13 protein-coding genes, 3 pseudogenes and 1 riboswitch are annotated in these 13,392 nt (G+C 61.4%); of the genes and pseudogenes, 5 read left to right on the forward strand and 11 right to left on the reverse strand.

Annotated features, from left to right (window positions below; genetic code table 11):
- Nucleotides 1–28: 28 nt before the first annotated feature.
- Nucleotides 29–2,137: an AAA family ATPase gene (locus KQH55_RS10795; protein ID WP_235090873.1), complete on the forward strand. Its 2,109-nt coding sequence runs from the start codon at nt 29–31 to the stop codon at nt 2,135–2,137.
- Nucleotides 2,138–2,158: 21 nt separating this feature from the next.
- On the opposite strand, the gene arfB is transcribed toward KQH55_RS10795, so the two are convergent.
- Entirely contained in the window at nt 2,159–2,560 is a 402-nt protein-coding gene (arfB, locus tag KQH55_RS10800) for an alternative ribosome rescue aminoacyl-tRNA hydrolase ArfB (RefSeq protein ID WP_235090875.1), read from the reverse strand.
- Nucleotides 2,561–2,840: 280 nt separating this feature from the next.
- On the opposite strand from arfB, the gene KQH55_RS10805 reads away from it, so the two are divergent.
- Complete coding sequence (locus KQH55_RS10805; protein ID WP_076794330.1) at nt 2,841–3,164, forward strand: Lrp/AsnC family transcriptional regulator; 324 nt, start codon at nt 2,841–2,843, stop codon at nt 3,162–3,164.
- Here KQH55_RS10805 and KQH55_RS10810 read toward each other — a convergent pair.
- The 3 genes and pseudogenes from KQH55_RS10810 to thiC all read right to left on the reverse strand — a co-directional run.
- Nucleotides 3,136–3,534: pseudogene (locus tag KQH55_RS10810) on the reverse strand (DMT family transporter); the annotation flags it as partial. The gene KQH55_RS10805 and the pseudogene KQH55_RS10810 overlap by 29 nt on opposite strands.
- Nucleotides 3,535–3,704: 170 nt before the next feature.
- Nucleotides 3,705–3,917, reverse strand: a complete 213-nt coding sequence (locus KQH55_RS10815) for a glycine zipper 2TM domain-containing protein (protein ID WP_076794329.1) — start codon at nt 3,915–3,917, stop codon at nt 3,705–3,707.
- Nucleotides 3,918–4,032: 115 nt separating this feature from the next.
- The gene (thiC, locus tag KQH55_RS10820) at nt 4,033–5,964 is read right to left on the reverse strand and encodes a phosphomethylpyrimidine synthase ThiC (RefSeq protein WP_076788145.1); all 1,932 of its coding nucleotides are present in this window, start codon (nt 5,962–5,964) and stop codon (nt 4,033–4,035) included.
- A gap of 81 nt (nt 5,965–6,045) precedes the next feature.
- A riboswitch (TPP riboswitch) is annotated at nt 6,046–6,152 on the reverse strand.
- Nucleotides 6,153–6,567: 415 nt separating this feature from the next.
- On the opposite strand from thiC, the gene KQH55_RS10825 reads away from it, so the two are divergent.
- Together KQH55_RS10825 and KQH55_RS10830 are read left to right on the forward strand one after the other, a co-directional pair.
- Nucleotides 6,568–6,741 carry a DUF1328 family protein gene (locus KQH55_RS10825; protein ID WP_076794591.1) on the forward strand — a complete coding sequence of 58 codons (174 nt, stop codon included), beginning with the start codon at nt 6,568–6,570 and terminating at the stop codon, nt 6,739–6,741.
- Between the two features lie 237 nt (nt 6,742–6,978).
- The gene (locus KQH55_RS10830; RefSeq protein WP_233203373.1) at nt 6,979–7,512 is read left to right on the forward strand and encodes a bacterioferritin; all 534 of its coding nucleotides are present in this window, start codon (nt 6,979–6,981) and stop codon (nt 7,510–7,512) included.
- Between the two features lie 366 nt (nt 7,513–7,878).
- Here the strand turns inward: KQH55_RS10830 and KQH55_RS10835 are convergent, their stop codons facing one another.
- The 5 genes and pseudogenes from KQH55_RS10835 to KQH55_RS10855 all read right to left on the reverse strand — a co-directional run.
- Nucleotides 7,879–8,070 carry a hypothetical protein gene (locus KQH55_RS10835; protein ID WP_076794325.1) on the reverse strand — a complete coding sequence of 64 codons (192 nt, stop codon included), beginning with the start codon at nt 8,068–8,070 and terminating at the stop codon, nt 7,879–7,881.
- A 154-nt stretch (nt 8,071–8,224) separates the two neighbouring features.
- Nucleotides 8,225–8,371: a DUF2474 domain-containing protein gene (locus tag KQH55_RS10840; RefSeq protein WP_076794323.1), complete on the reverse strand. Its 147-nt coding sequence runs from the start codon at nt 8,369–8,371 to the stop codon at nt 8,225–8,227.
- The gene (gene cydB, locus KQH55_RS10845) at nt 8,371–9,378 is read right to left on the reverse strand and encodes a cytochrome d ubiquinol oxidase subunit II (protein WP_235090877.1); all 1,008 of its coding nucleotides are present in this window, start codon (nt 9,376–9,378) and stop codon (nt 8,371–8,373) included. The genes KQH55_RS10840 and cydB overlap by 1 nt, the downstream gene beginning before the upstream one ends.
- 5 nt (nt 9,379–9,383) lie before the next feature.
- Nucleotides 9,384–10,820 (reverse strand): cytochrome ubiquinol oxidase subunit I, encoded by a 1,437-nt coding sequence (locus KQH55_RS10850; protein WP_235090879.1) that lies wholly within the window; start codon nt 10,818–10,820, stop codon nt 9,384–9,386.
- Nucleotides 10,821–10,927: 107 nt separating this feature from the next.
- Nucleotides 10,928–11,353: pseudogene (locus KQH55_RS10855) on the reverse strand (pyridoxal-phosphate dependent enzyme); the annotation flags it as partial.
- A gap of 3 nt (nt 11,354–11,356) precedes the next feature.
- On the opposite strand from KQH55_RS10855, the gene KQH55_RS10860 reads away from it, so the two are divergent.
- Nucleotides 11,357–11,497 (forward strand): EAL domain-containing protein, encoded by a 141-nt coding sequence (locus KQH55_RS10860; RefSeq protein WP_338893349.1) that lies wholly within the window; start codon nt 11,357–11,359, stop codon nt 11,495–11,497.
- A gap of 126 nt (nt 11,498–11,623) precedes the next feature.
- Here the strand turns inward: KQH55_RS10860 and KQH55_RS10865 are convergent, their stop codons facing one another.
- Together KQH55_RS10865 and KQH55_RS16945 are read right to left on the reverse strand one after the other, a co-directional pair.
- Nucleotides 11,624–12,940, reverse strand: coding sequence for a hypothetical protein (locus KQH55_RS10865; RefSeq protein WP_235090881.1), 1,317 nt, complete (start codon nt 12,938–12,940; stop codon nt 11,624–11,626).
- Between the two features lie 253 nt (nt 12,941–13,193).
- A pseudogene (locus KQH55_RS16945) lies at nt 13,194–13,391 on the reverse strand (type II toxin-antitoxin system PemK/MazF family toxin); the annotation flags it as partial.
- Nucleotide 13,392 lies beyond the last annotated feature (1 nt).

Below are 13,392 nucleotides of genomic sequence, written 5' to 3' on the forward strand. Positions count from 1 at the left end.
CCATGCCCGGCTTCGGTGGAGAGCAGTGATGACTGACATCATGCTGGCCCAGGGGTTCTCGCGCCGGATCGGCGCGCTTGCGCAGCGCTTGGGAGCAGCCGCCGGCGATGCACGCGTCGCTGCGGCCGCCGCCGCGATGGTCAGCGCGGCGACTGCGAACGGACATGTCTGCATCGAGTTGGCAGCGCTCGCGCGGCAACTCGGGCAGCCGCCCGACACAGTCCGCGCGTTACTGCTCGCAAGCGGCGTTGCCGCGTGCATCGACGATGACGAGCCGGCGCCCCGTTTGCCGCTGGTGATCGATACCGATGACCGACTCTATCTCGCACGCTATTACGAATTCGAGCGTGGATTGGCCAATGCACTGAGCGCACGTGCGCAAGCGGAATTTGATGATGCGTCGTCCGATGACGCGCAGCGGTGGCGTAACGTGTTGTCCCGCTATTTCGGCGAGGCGAGCGGCAGCGGCCTCGACTGGCAGCGCGTCGCGGCGGCTGTCGCCTTGTCCGGGAAACTGACGATTGTGAGTGGTGGGCCAGGCACGGGTAAGACGACCACGGTCGTCGGCGTGCTGGCCTGTTTGCTCGATGCCAAACCGGACCTGCGCATCGCGCTGGCGGCGCCCACCGGCAAGGCGGCACAGCGCATGCTGGAGGCATTGGCGTCCCGCACAGACCGGTTGGCCCACCATATCGCCGCCAAGCTGCCAACCGCATCATATACGCTGCATCGGTTGCTGGGCAGCACACCGGACAGGGGCTTTCGCCACCATCGGCGCAATCCTTTGCCGTACGATGTTATCGTCGTTGACGAGGCTTCGATGATCGACGTCGCGCTGGCAAGCCGGTTGGTGGACGCCGTTGCACCGCGTGCTCGGTTGATTCTACTGGGCGACAAGGACCAATTGGCCGCGGTCGACGCGGGAGCGGTGTTCGCCGAACTGAGTGCCCATCCGTGCTATGTCGGCCAGCGCGCCGAGCGCATCGCGCAGGCGCTTGGCTGCACGACCAACACATTGCGCAACGCGCTTGCCTGGCATGTTCGCGGTGGCCTGCCCCAACGCGAACACACTGATCTGCTACCGGATGGGGATGTGCTCCCGGAGCGGGCGGATTATCGCGCGTTGTTCGATACGCTTGGCGTGTTGGCCGCGCCGCCTGACACGCCGACGACGCCCTCGGCGCCTGCACAGCGCGATCTGTTCGCCGACGACAATCCGGCGGATGGGGCGGGTACCATCGATCCGGTGCCGAACGACACGGCGAGCGCGGCCGACAGTGCACAGCCCGCCGCGCTCGCCAATTGCGTCGTGTGGTTGCAGACCAACTATCGATTCGGTCTTGATTCTCCGATTGGACAGCTGTCCAGTGCAATCCGCGACGGTTCGCCGGCGGACGCGCTCGGCGTGCTCGAGGCGGCAGACGATTGCGCGCCTGCCTACTTCATCGATGACGGCGGACCGGCACTCGGACACGCGGCACGCGAATATATCGCGCGGGGTTTCGCACGCTATGCCGATCTGCTGGCTGGGATGTTGCAGCGGCGCGAGCCGCAGGCCGGTGTGCTGTTCGACGCGCTTAACGCATTCCGTGTGCTGTGCGCGGTTCGCGCCGGTCCACACGGTGTCGATGCATTGAATGAGTGGATCAGTGCTGAACTGCGTCGGGTCGTCCGTTTGCCATTTGCGCCGGCCGCCCGGTGGTTTGCTGGCCGTCCGGTCATCGTCACGCGCAACGACTATGCGCTCGGCCTGTTCAATGGCGACATCGGCATCGCGCTGCCGGCTGGCGACGGCGCGCTGCGGGTGGTCTTCGAACAGGGGGCTGGACAGCGCCGGAGTGTGTCGCCCGCAATGCTGCCGTCGCACGATACGGCATTCGCGCTCACGGTCCACAAGTCACAGGGTTCGGAATTCGAACGGGCTGCGCTGGTGTTGCCGCCTACGTTCAGCCGGGCTTTGTCGCGGGAGTTGATTTACACGGCTGTGACCCGTGCACGGGCTCAAATCGCGATTATTGGCACGCGTGCGGTGCTGGCACAGGCCATTGGCACGCCGACCCGCCGCGATACCGGACTGTCGGCGCGGTTACGATACGCGGCGGCGCGTGCACAGCGCGAAACCGCCTCGTCACGATAAAGTCGTGAGCGCCTGTGGAGCTTAGTCGGTCACCGGCCGTCTGCCGGCCTTGATTTGGCCATGGCGCGCCTTCTTGTCGAGCCTGCGCATCCGCGACGCCAGCGTCGGCCGGGTTGCCCGGCGGGGTCGCCGGGGGAGACTGGCGCGTTCGATCAGCTCGTGCAGGCGTGCGAGCGCCTCGGTACGATTCGACTCCTGTGTCCGGTAGGACTGCGCCTTGATCACGATGACCCCATCGCGCGTAATACGGTTATCGTTCAGCGCGAGCAAGCGCATCTTGACAACCTCGGGCAGCGACGAAGACCGAATCGAAAACCGTAAGTGGATCGCACTGGATACCTTATTGACGTTTTGCCCACCTGCGCCTTGCGCTCGCACTGCCGTCATGGTGATTTCGTGGTCGGGAACGACGAGCTTGTGCATGGTTCAGTGTCTGCCCCTACTGGCCAGTTCAGCCGATATAGCATCATGGAAGCTGGTCCGGATTGCCCGCGCCAGCAACGCGTCCCGGGTGATTTCGTTGGCGCTGACGTTGCAGCGCACCAGGGCCTCATAGCCGATGATACCTTCTATGCATGCCATGCCGCTACGTCGCATCATGTTCCTCGGCACCTTGCCATGTTGGACGCTTCGCTCGCGCGTACCTTGCACGTAATGCTTGCTGGCCGGCGGACGGTCAGCATTTCTTTTGAGTCGTAGCATCATGAATGTCAAGCTCGATCAGTATGATTTTCGGATTCTTGAACTGCTGCAGCAAGACGCCCGCATTTCGCATGCCGAGGTCGGACGGCGCGTCCATCTGAGCCAGCCGGCTGTATCCGAGCGGATCCGCAGGCTCGAGGCCAGTGGCGTGATTGCCGGATATCGCACGCAAGTGGATCCGGTTAAGCTTGGCTATGCGATCTGCGCGATGATACGGATGCGCGCCCGGCACCACGGCGAACATGGCGCGCAACCGCAACAGGATCCGTCGCGGATTGGCAAGCCAGCGCCAGGCGCTACGATTCCTGCGTGCGTAACCGCTTGATGAGGCCGGCGGCGAGCGCGGTACCGATCAGCACGACCCCGCATCCCTCGATCATCCGCATCGACACGGATTCCGCGAGGAACAGCGCGCCCCACAGAATACCGAACACCGGTATCACGAACGTTACCGTCATCGCGCGGGCCGGGCCGGCCGTGGCCAGCAAATGGAAGTAGAGCCTGTACGCGATACCCGTGCACGCGACACCGAGCGCCAGTACCGCGAGCCACGCATGCGTCGAGACCGGGGCAGCAGGCCAACACCACGCGGCCAGCGGCAACAAGGCGATGGACGCGCCGACCATGCTGCCGCACGCCACGGTCAACGAGTCCACCCCGGACAGATATTGTTTGGTGTAGTTCGCCGCCACGCCTTATAAGCGTGACGGGCGTGACGGAGCCCGCGTGCGCCCCGATGGGCGACTGAGGGACGGCCAGGGGTGGCTAGCGGCGCGGTGGTAGAAGTGCCGCCGGCGGAAGCGCCGCCTGCCGGCTCGTTCCGCAGCGGCTCACGCGAGCCGCGTCCCTGTCGCGCGACGAAGCCTTACTTGCCAACCCGGTTGCCGATGATGCCGCCGACAGCTGCGCCGCCCAGCGTCGACAGTGCGTTGCCGCCGATTGCCGCGCCGGCGACGCCGCCCACGCCCGCGCCGATCGCGGTGTTGCGCTGGCGTGTGGTCATCCCGTCGCACGCCACCAAGCTCGTCAGCAGCGCGGCGACGAGCGCCGCGGCGCCAATACGCTTAACCGAATTCATGATGGTGACTCCTCGTTGTATTGATTGTCGGCCTGATTCGATAGTACGCGGCCGATACGTTTCAAGACGTTACGGCTTTGTAGGCGATTCGTCGCTTTTGTAAGCAAATGTTACTTTACTGTTTCTGGTAGATCTCGGCGCCCGACTGCTTGAACTCGATCGCCTTGACTTCCATGCCCTTGCGCAGCGCCTCCACTTCGCCAACACCTTGCTTCTCGGCAAACTCGCGCACGTCCTGCGTGATCTTCATCGAACAGAAATGCGGGCCACACATCGAGCAGAAGTGGGCAACCTTTGCGGAATCCTTCGGCAGTGTCTCGTCGTGGAATTCGCGCGCCTTGTCCGGATCGAGTCCGAGATTGAACTGATCCTCCCAACGGAACTCGAAGCGGGCCTTCGACAACGCGTTGTCACGCATCTGCGCGCCGGGATGCCCCTTCGCAAGGTCGGCGGCGTGTGCGGCAAGCTTGTACGTGATAATGCCTTCCTTGACATCGTCTTTGTTCGGTAACCCCAGATGTTCCTTCGGCGTCACGTAGCACAGCATCGCGGTGCCGAACCAGCCGATCATCGCCGCGCCGATGCCCGAGGTGATATGGTCGTATCCCGGTGCGATGTCGGTGGTCAGCGGTCCGAGCGTATAGAATGGCGCTTCGTTGCACCACTCCAGCTGCAAGTCCATGTTTTCCTTGATCAACTGCATCGGCACGTGCCCCGGGCCTTCGATCATCGTCTGCACATCGTGCTTCCATGCAATCTGCGTCAACTCGCCCAGCGTCTTGAGTTCGGCGAGCTGCGCCTCGTCGTTTGCATCGTAGACCGAGCCCGGCCGTAACCCGTCGCCCAGCGAGAAGCTCACGTCGTATGCCTTCATGATCTCGCAGATGTCTTCGAAATGTTCGTACAGGAAGCTCTCGCGGTGATGGGCAAGACACCACTTGGCCATGATCGAACCGCCGCGCGAGACAATCCCCGTCATGCGGCTTGCAGTCATCGGTACATAGCGCAGCAGCACGCCGGCATGAATCGTAAAGTAGTCGACGCCTTGTTCGGCCTGCTCAATCAGCGTGTCGCGGAAGATTTCCCAGGTCAGTTCTTCCGCCTTGCCGTGAACTTTCTCCAGCGCCTGATAGATCGGCACGGTACCGATCGGCACCGGGCTGTTGCGGATAATCCACTCGCGCGTCTCGTGGATGTTCTTGCCGGTGGACAAGTCCATCACGGTATCGCCGCCCCAGCGGATCGCCCATGTCATCTTGTCGACTTCCTCGCCGATCGATGACGTGACAGCGGAGTTGCCGATGTTTGCGTTGATCTTCACCAGGAAGTTGCGGCCGATGATCATCGGCTCGGATTCGGGATGATTGATGTTGGCCGGAATGATCGCGCGACCGCGCGCGACTTCGTCACGCACGAATTCGGGGGTGATTTCGCGGGCCTGAGTGCCACTGAATGCCGTCGCGCCGAATGCGTTGCCACGGTGCTGCCGGCCGATCAGCTCGGCCAGCTTGGCGCCCTGTGGCCCGCTGGCGCGCAGACTCTCCAGATACTCATGACGACGCTGGTTTTCGCGGATCGCAATGAACTCCATTTCCGGCGTGATGATGCCGCGGCGCGCGTAGTGCATCTGGGTCACGTTGGCGCCGGCTTTGGCTCGCCGCGGCGCGCGATGTAGCCCTGGAAAGCGTAGTTGCGCGGTGTCCGGGTCGGCCGCGCGGGCCTGGCCGTACTGGCTCGAGAGCCTTTTCAGCCGCTCGGTGTCGCCGCGCTCCTCGATCCAGGCCTCACGCAGCGCGGGCAGGCCGGCACGGATGTCGATCCTGGCGTCGGGATCAGTATACGGGCCGGACGTGTCATAGACCGTGATCGGCGGGTTTTTCTCACCACCGAAGCCGGTCGGTGTGTCGGCCTGGCTGATTTCGCGCATCGGAACCCGCAGGTCGGGCCGGGAGCCGGTCACATAGATTTTGCGGGAATTCGGCAGCGGCGTGACCGCGGCATCGTCCACGCGTGCGGACTCGGACAGAAACTTTGGGTTGGCAACCATCGCATGTCTCCTGTGGGCAAGGGCAACGGAACACGGGAGACCAGAGAAGCGGTGGAGCGGGGCGGATGCGGCGACCATCGTTGATCGACCCCGGACGCTTCCCTGCGCTGGCATTACCCAGATCAGGTTCAAAGGGTGTTTCTCACCCGCTTGACAATGGTGCGCAAGCAGGACCCCCGCGTAGCAGGTTCACGATACACTGGTTCAGGGGCGTTTGGCAACCGCCGTCCGTAATGTTGACGCCGCTGTCCGTGACGTTTGCCGTCCATAACGTGGGATGGGATCTAGGGTCGCGTGATTTTTTTGAGGTCGCACCACCCATCTCCAGCGGTTTCAGTCTCAGTAAATTAGGGTAGAGCTTACGCTAAATGGAGTAAGGCTTACTCATTGTATGAAACAAAGTGGCGGCCTCTACTTGTCTGCGTAACCTACAACCAGTGCGTCGTGCCACCGTTCGGTAAACGGCTCTAAACCCTTGATTTCGAGAGGACAATGTGTTGTCAGCCAGTGCGTTGCCGGGGTAGCGAGCAACAATTCTGGCATTGCCTTTGCTTTAATTGCGCTCGTTGCCGAATCCCGGCACTTGCTATGGAGGTCGCGATCATGTTGAAGTGGGCATTATTTTTTGCGATTGTCGCCATCATCGCGGGATTGCTTGGATTCAGCGGCATTGCCACGGGCGCGGCCGCGATTGCGAAATTCCTGTTTTTCGTCTTCGTCGTGCTGTGCGTGGTGTGCCTGCTGATCGGCATTTTTGTCGCGAAGAAGATCACCTAGCCGCCACACGCAAACGGCGGGCGCGTCATGCGGGGCCTAAAGGTGCCGCGATGCTGCACGCCACAGCACGGTTGCTTCTTATTGCAGTCGTGATGGCCGGCGCATCGGAATTGACCGACTTGGCTACGCGTGGCGCGCAGACCGCGCAAAAATCTTGTTTTGTGTTTCGCTGTCGTGTTTGTCGTCAGGTTGCTGATCGGCGTGACAAGGACATGACAGTTATTTATGGAGGTTGCGATGACAGACACTTTTAGACTCGACTTAGAGACAATCCGTGAGCGCGCTCGCCAGCATATGGACGAGGGTCCCGTGACGTCGACCTACAGCGCGGATCGCGACACGATCCTAAAGCTGCTCAATGACGCGCTGGCCACGGAACTGGTCTGCACGCTGCGCTATAAGCGGCATTATTTCATGGCAAAAGGGATCAACTCGGAAGCGGTGGCCGACGAGTTTGCACAGCATGCGGCCGAGGAGCAGCAGCATGCGGATCAGCTTGCGCAGCGCATCGTGCAGTTAGGCGGGTCACCCGATTTTGCGCCAGCCGGGCTGGCCAGCCGCGCGCACTCCGAATATGTGGAAGGCGAGACGCTGACCGAGATGATTCGAGAAAACCTGGTTGCGGAGCGCATCGCGATTGATACCTACCGCGAGATCGTCAAGTACATTGGCGACAAGGACCCGACCACGCGCCGCATCTTCGAGGAAATCCTGGCGGTTGAGGAAGAGCATGCCGACGACATGGCCGACTTGCTCGAGGAGCGCGCCTAACGCGCAGGCCGCTTCACGCGGCCTGCGCGCGTCGCTGTCCGCCGCGCCAATGGACTACGCCGGCTAGCGCGGCGGCGGCCAGCCCGAACATTGTGGTCCCGCACCTGGCACGGGCCGCTGTTGCGCAGGTCCAGGTAGCTCAGGAGGTTCATCAGCGTTGGCGTGCAGCACGCCTACCTCGTAGCAGCCGCCCTGGCCTCGGCTGTCAGTGCCATCAAGGGCATTGCGGTAGCGTCATGCGTCACGAGCGTCGTCGAGCAGAATGGCGACCTGCGCCGTCATATCCACCTATTGTGTGCGGTCCGGATTCAGCACGTCGAACAGCGTGTAGAAGAATACCGCGTTGTTGATTTTCTCTGGCGGGGGCTAGATCCAGCTCACATCGGCCTCTGCGGCCTGGGCTTTGACTGTCATCGTCGACAGGTCGGCCAGCTTCACCAGCCTGGGGACTTGGAACGATGCGACGATTGCCTGGTCCTCCAGCGTGCACACGAGTGTAACGACAGCAGCGATCGGGGTGGGCCGATCCTCTAACACGTATAGCGGGCATTGCGTCATGAGCAGTTTGATGCGTTGACAGGGCAGGCGCGATTCAAGGTTGCCAGATGGCGACCGCACGAGCCGTGTTGTGCTGTCAACCACTACACATGTCTGTCGGTATTTCGTTTGCAACTATGCACACAGGTGACGGCGTGTGCGGATGTTGGCCAGCTCAGGAGGACAACCCAGCTGCGTGCATCGCGATGCGCAATGCACCAGCGACGACGGCCAACGCGGTGACGCCGGTCGTCCATAGTGCGATCAACCAAGCCAATCGCTTAATCCAAGCCGGCATGCGGTTTTGACGGGATGTTGGCATCAATGGTAGTGCTCGCCAGGATGTACCTTGCCCCGGAACACATAGTACGACCACGTCGTGTAGCCGAGGATGAACGGGATGATGAACAGGGTGCCGAGCAGTGTAAAGCCCTGGCTCTGCAACGGACCGGCCACGTCCCAGATCGATAGCGACGGTGGCACGATGTTCGGCCAGATGCTGATTGCCAGCCCGGTGTAGCCTAAGAACATCAGCGCCAGCGCGCACAGGAACGGACCGGCGTGCGGCGTGTGGCTCAACGAGCGTCGGAGAACATAAACGGAAAGCAGCACCAGCAATGGGACGGGGCAAAACCAAAGCAGGTTAGGCAGCGTAAACCAGCGCTGTGCGATGTGGGGATGGGCGATTGGCGTCCAGATGCTGACAATCGCGATCGCGGCGAGCACGAGCCATGCGAGCCGCCGCGCTATGCCGATCATCGTGCGTTGCAACGTATGTTCGGTTTTCATGATCAGCCATGTCGCGCCCAGCAGTGCATAGATCGCGACCACGCCAAGTCCGCAAAAGAGTGCAAACGGCTTGACCCAATCGAGGGCGCCGCCAGCGAACGCATCGCCGTTGACCTTCACGCCGTCGATATACGCGCCCAGCGCCACGCCCTGGAAGAATGACGCGAGCAACGAGCCAGCCACGAATGCGATGTCCCAGATGGGGCGCTCGCGGTCGTTGGCCTTGAAACGGAACTCGAACGCCACGCCGCGAAAGATCAGGCCGAGTAGCATAAAAATCAGCGGCAGATACAACGCGCTCAGCAAAATCGCATAGGCTCGTGGAAACGCGGCCAGCAGCCCAGCACCGCCCAGCACCAGCCAGGTTTCATTGCCGTCCCAAACCGGCGCGACGCTGTTCATCATTAAGTCACGCTCCGTGCGGTTCGGCACGAAAGGAAAGAGCAGGCCGATACCCAGGTCGAAGCCGTCAGTCACGACATACATCATCACGCCGGCAAAGATGATCACGGCCCAGACCAGAGAAATGTCAAAACCCATTGTCTTTATCTCCCGACGTCGCCCATCGTGGCCGTTCGACGCTCATCTTCGTGCGCGGCGGACAGCGGCCGCGCCGGGGTGTGCGGCTGTCCCGGGCCGCCCACGGGCGGCCGGGTATCGGGTTGCAGCTGGGGCCCCTGACGGATCAGCCGCAGGATATAAGCCAACCCAGCCCCGAAGACGAATAAATATGACACGACGAACAACACCACCGACAGCAGTATTTCCGGCGCCGGATGTGGCGTCACCGCATCGGTGGTTCGCAGCAGGCCATACACGACCCAAGGCTGCCGACCGATTTCTGTGGTCAGCCAGCCTGCGAGTACGGCGGCCAGTCCGGCCGGCCCCATCACCAGCGTGCAGCGCAGGAATGCGCGGCAGTGGTATAGGCGTGCGCGGCGGCGCAAGAACAGGCTCCATGCGCCCAGCGCAATCATCAATAGGCCGAGGCCAACCATCGTGCGAAAGGTCCAGAACACCACGGTCGAATTCGGCCGCTCGTCTGGGGGAAACGCCTTCAAGCCCTGGAATTGCTTGTTCCAGCTATGTGTCAGGATCAGGCTGCCCAAGTGCGGGATCTCGAGCGCATAACGAGTCTGCTCGCGTTGCATGTCGGGCCAGCCGAAGACGATCAGCGGTACGGCTTCGTTTCCACGATTCTCCCAGTGGCCTTCGATGGCAGCAAGCTTGGCTGGTTGATGTTCCAGCGTGTTGAGTCCGTGTGCGTCGCCCACCACGGCCTGGATCGGTGCGACGACCAATATCATGCCCATCGCCATCGATAGCATCTTGCGGATCGCCGCATTGTCGTGGCCGCGCAGCAGGTGCCAAGCGGCCAATGCGGCCACGAACAACGCGGTGGCCAGAAACGCGGCCAGGCTCATGTGCACGAGGCGGTACGGGAACGATGGATTGGCGATGACTTGCAGCCAGTGGACGGGCACGACGTGCCCGTCGATGATCTGATATCCCTGCGGAGTTTGCATCCAGCTGTTTGAGGCCAAGATCCATGTCGTTGAAATTAGCGTCCCGACGGCAACCATGATGGTTGACAGGAAATGCAATCCCGGTCCGACCTTGTTCCACCCGAACAGCATGACGCCGAGGAATCCCGCCTCGAGGAAAAACGCGGTCAGTACCTCGTAGGCGAGCAGCGGGCCGGTTACGCCCCCGGCAAAGCGCGAAAAACCCGCCCAGTTGGTGCCAAACTGATAGGCCATGACGATGCCCGACACCACGCCCATGCCGAAGTTGACGGCAAAGATCTTGATCCAGAATTGATACAGGTCGCGGTAGACGATGTTGCGCGTGCGCAGCCAGCATCCCTCGAGCACGGCCAGATAGCTCGCCAGGCCAATCGTGATGGTGGGAAAGAGAATATGGAAAGAGATCGTAAAAGCGAACTGAAAGCGCGCCAAATCCAGCGCGGACAAGCCTAACATGCGAGTTCCTCCATCGCGGCAACGACGTCCGCGGTTGGACGTCGCGCCATGGCGAAGCAGACCCCGTGCCCGCGCCCCCCGGCGCGCGATGGTTGAGTGCGGCCGCACTATTGCGCCAGCAGTGCGGCGTATCGATCCAGGCCCATGTTGCCGCCGCTGAGCAGCACGCTGATACACTTGCTTGTGAAGCGGCCCGCGACGCAGCGGGCCGCTTCAAAGCCCAGGCAACCTGTCGGCTCGACGACGGTCTTCATCCTTGATGCAAAAAAACGGAGGCAACGATCAACTCGTCGTCCGATGCGGTCTCGATATCGGTGACGTCGCGCTGAATGATCGAGAAGGTTAATTGCCCCAGTTGCTGTGTCTGCGCGCCGTCCGCGAGAGTCTTTGGTGTGTCGATGCGCACGCGTGAGCCGCTGCGCAACGATTATTGTCCGTCGTTGCCCGCTTTCCGCTTGACACCGAACAACTCACAATGCAGCGAGCGCCGTCCTGGACAGCAGTCCGCCGCCTAGCGGCACGAACAGTGCATTTTGATGTCGCATCGCTTCGACCTTCAGGTCGTGGCCGAAGGCGTGGAAAGCCTAAAGCAATTCGCCTGGCTGCTCGACGCGGGTTGCGACCTCGTGCAAGGGTGCCCGGTGCGCATGCTGCCGGCGCTCGTCGAGTTTGAGTAATCGTCAAGGAGAATGTCTCGAGATCGGTGTGCAGTCCGCTTCGAGGTTGGCGCTGCGCTGGCACGTCCATCGTACGATGCCGCTTGAGCCCATGATCGACGTCGTTGTGAGATGGGAGGGCCTGGATCAGGAGTACCAAAGCTGGACGGATACCACTGAAGGGACAATTAATCGGGCACACTTTTGAACCATGGTATGCCGTTCTAATCCAGATAGCACCCAATGCCCGCGAAGCTCGTTCAGTACTTTCCATAAAGTGGCTTCGTCCGTACCCTTCAATAGACTCAGTCCTTGCTGCCAGACCCGCTGTGCCAGCGTGTCGTTCATCAAAGGGACACACCTAAGTAGCCCTAATGCTGCTGAAACACGCTGCGCCGCGGGTACGCGCGCCAAATGGCGCTCAAGCAACGCAAGCTCTTGCTCTTGTTGCCTGGTGGGCAACCCATCGAGTCCTGCGGGTAAATGGCGTAGTGCGACCGCCCACTGATCATCAGGCAGCGATAGAGCCCAATCGCGCACTTGCGCATACCGCACGGGTTGCTCCGCTTCCGGCAAAAACCAAATGTAACTTCCCAACGCGCCGGCCGACGAGCCTTGATGGGACCGGGGCAGGCGTAATGCGTAGTCTTGCAGGAGCGCATGGAGTTGGGAGACGCGCGGGTCTGACTGTCTGAATTTAAGTAATAAGCGGCACATTGTCGGGATGATCTGCTCCTGCTCGGCCACGCTCAGCGACGGCAGCCGTGCCAGCAGCGCGTAATACCGCTGAGCAAAGTGGGGCGTGTCAGAAGTATGGATCGAGAAATTTGACAACCCGAGCGCCAGTTCTGGCCACACATTGTCTTGTCCTGGCTTACGCTGCTCGACCAGCGCGTAGGCAAAGTCAAAGAGTTCAGTCCATACGCGGTCATAGGCGAAATCCCGGTGCATGAGCAACAGCGCTTTTTGTATCTGCACGCCTTCTTGCGGGATACACTGTGCGGCTGCGAATACACGCTTGAACACGTCGGCGCAGTCTCCTTCAGGCAACGCTCGCAGCCGTTGGCGCAGTGCGTCCAGGGGTTCGGCGTGCTGCGCTGGATTGGCGAGCGTGCCGTCCATTTCATTGAGCAACTGGTTGACCGATTCACGACTCACGGCTTGTTGAGCCCGCTGCCAATAGCGGTGCACCAGGCGTCTGGTCTGCATCGCATGATATGTGCGTCGATTGACGGTGGAAAACGGTATCACGTCTTGAACGGGCACGTAGTCACCAATGCGCGCGATGACCTCGGTTGGCAGGTCCTGGTAAGTGGTGGGCTGCTTGAACCGTGGGTTTGCCCACGCGGCGCGGGGCGGTTGCGGCGACGGTGACGGTGACGGCGCGGTGGGTGATGGGACAGATGCCAATGTGCAAACGTAGGCAGACGAGTCGTTTAAAGCAGTGTTCAGATCAAATTCCATCGGCAAGCTCAGCGATAAGTCAAGAAGACGCCACGCGCAGCGAAGCTGTGCAGCAGGCTAGCGGAAAGCGGGTAGCGGCGCGCAGCGATACGTTGCGAGTTTAAGTTTCTTGACGATATCATAATTTACATAATATGAATTATCGCATATTAGGGATGTAGTAGCTTTATCGATGGAATGGTCGCCTCCCGCCTCAGGCCAATCTGGGCTTTCGTGGCGTGGATGGCGGCGTCAAGCCGTCGAGCCGATCATCGGGCATGTCAAACAGGATCATGGAAGCCAATTCGCCGCCCTGGGTGATTGGGGCAACGAGCGCCACGCCCAAGGCGTTGAACGCCGCCGGAGAGAGAACGAGCGCCGGACGAAAATCGCCTTGCTGCTCTCGCCCGACAGTCGGATTCAGGCTCACGCGCACGATATCGCCCCGCTCGAACTTGACCTGCCTCACCACG

Source organism: Mycetohabitans sp. B3 (assembly GCF_021498065.1).
GTDB lineage: Bacteria > Pseudomonadota > Gammaproteobacteria > Burkholderiales > Burkholderiaceae > Mycetohabitans.

Excerpts from the sequence above, each read along its gene's own strand:
- KQH55_RS10795 (WP_235090873.1), top strand. The coding sequence starts at position 29 with ATGACTGACATCATGCTGGCCCAGGGGTTCTCGCGCCGGATCGGCGCG.
- arfB (WP_235090875.1), bottom strand. The coding sequence starts at position 2,560 with ATGCACAAGCTCGTCGTTCCCGACCACGAAATCACCATGACGGCAGTG.
- KQH55_RS10805 (WP_076794330.1), top strand. The coding sequence starts at position 2,841 with ATGAATGTCAAGCTCGATCAGTATGATTTTCGGATTCTTGAACTGCTG.
- KQH55_RS10815 (WP_076794329.1), bottom strand. The coding sequence starts at position 3,917 with ATGAATTCGGTTAAGCGTATTGGCGCCGCGGCGCTCGTCGCCGCGCTG.
- thiC (WP_076788145.1), bottom strand. The coding sequence starts at position 5,964 with ATGGTTGCCAACCCAAAGTTTCTGTCCGAGTCCGCACGCGTGGACGAT.
- KQH55_RS10825 (WP_076794591.1), top strand. The coding sequence starts at position 6,568 with ATGTTGAAGTGGGCATTATTTTTTGCGATTGTCGCCATCATCGCGGGA.
- KQH55_RS10830 (WP_233203373.1), top strand. The coding sequence starts at position 6,979 with ATGACAGACACTTTTAGACTCGACTTAGAGACAATCCGTGAGCGCGCT.
- KQH55_RS10835 (WP_076794325.1), bottom strand. The coding sequence starts at position 8,070 with ATGACGCAATGCCCGCTATACGTGTTAGAGGATCGGCCCACCCCGATC.
- KQH55_RS10840 (WP_076794323.1), bottom strand. The coding sequence starts at position 8,371 with ATGCCAACATCCCGTCAAAACCGCATGCCGGCTTGGATTAAGCGATTG.
- cydB (WP_235090877.1), bottom strand. The coding sequence starts at position 9,378 with ATGGGTTTTGACATTTCTCTGGTCTGGGCCGTGATCATCTTTGCCGGC.
- KQH55_RS10850 (WP_235090879.1), bottom strand. The coding sequence starts at position 10,820 with ATGTTAGGCTTGTCCGCGCTGGATTTGGCGCGCTTTCAGTTCGCTTTT.
- KQH55_RS10860 (WP_338893349.1), top strand. The coding sequence starts at position 11,357 with ATGTCGCATCGCTTCGACCTTCAGGTCGTGGCCGAAGGCGTGGAAAGC.
- KQH55_RS10865 (WP_235090881.1), bottom strand. The coding sequence starts at position 12,940 with ATGGAATTTGATCTGAACACTGCTTTAAACGACTCGTCTGCCTACGTT.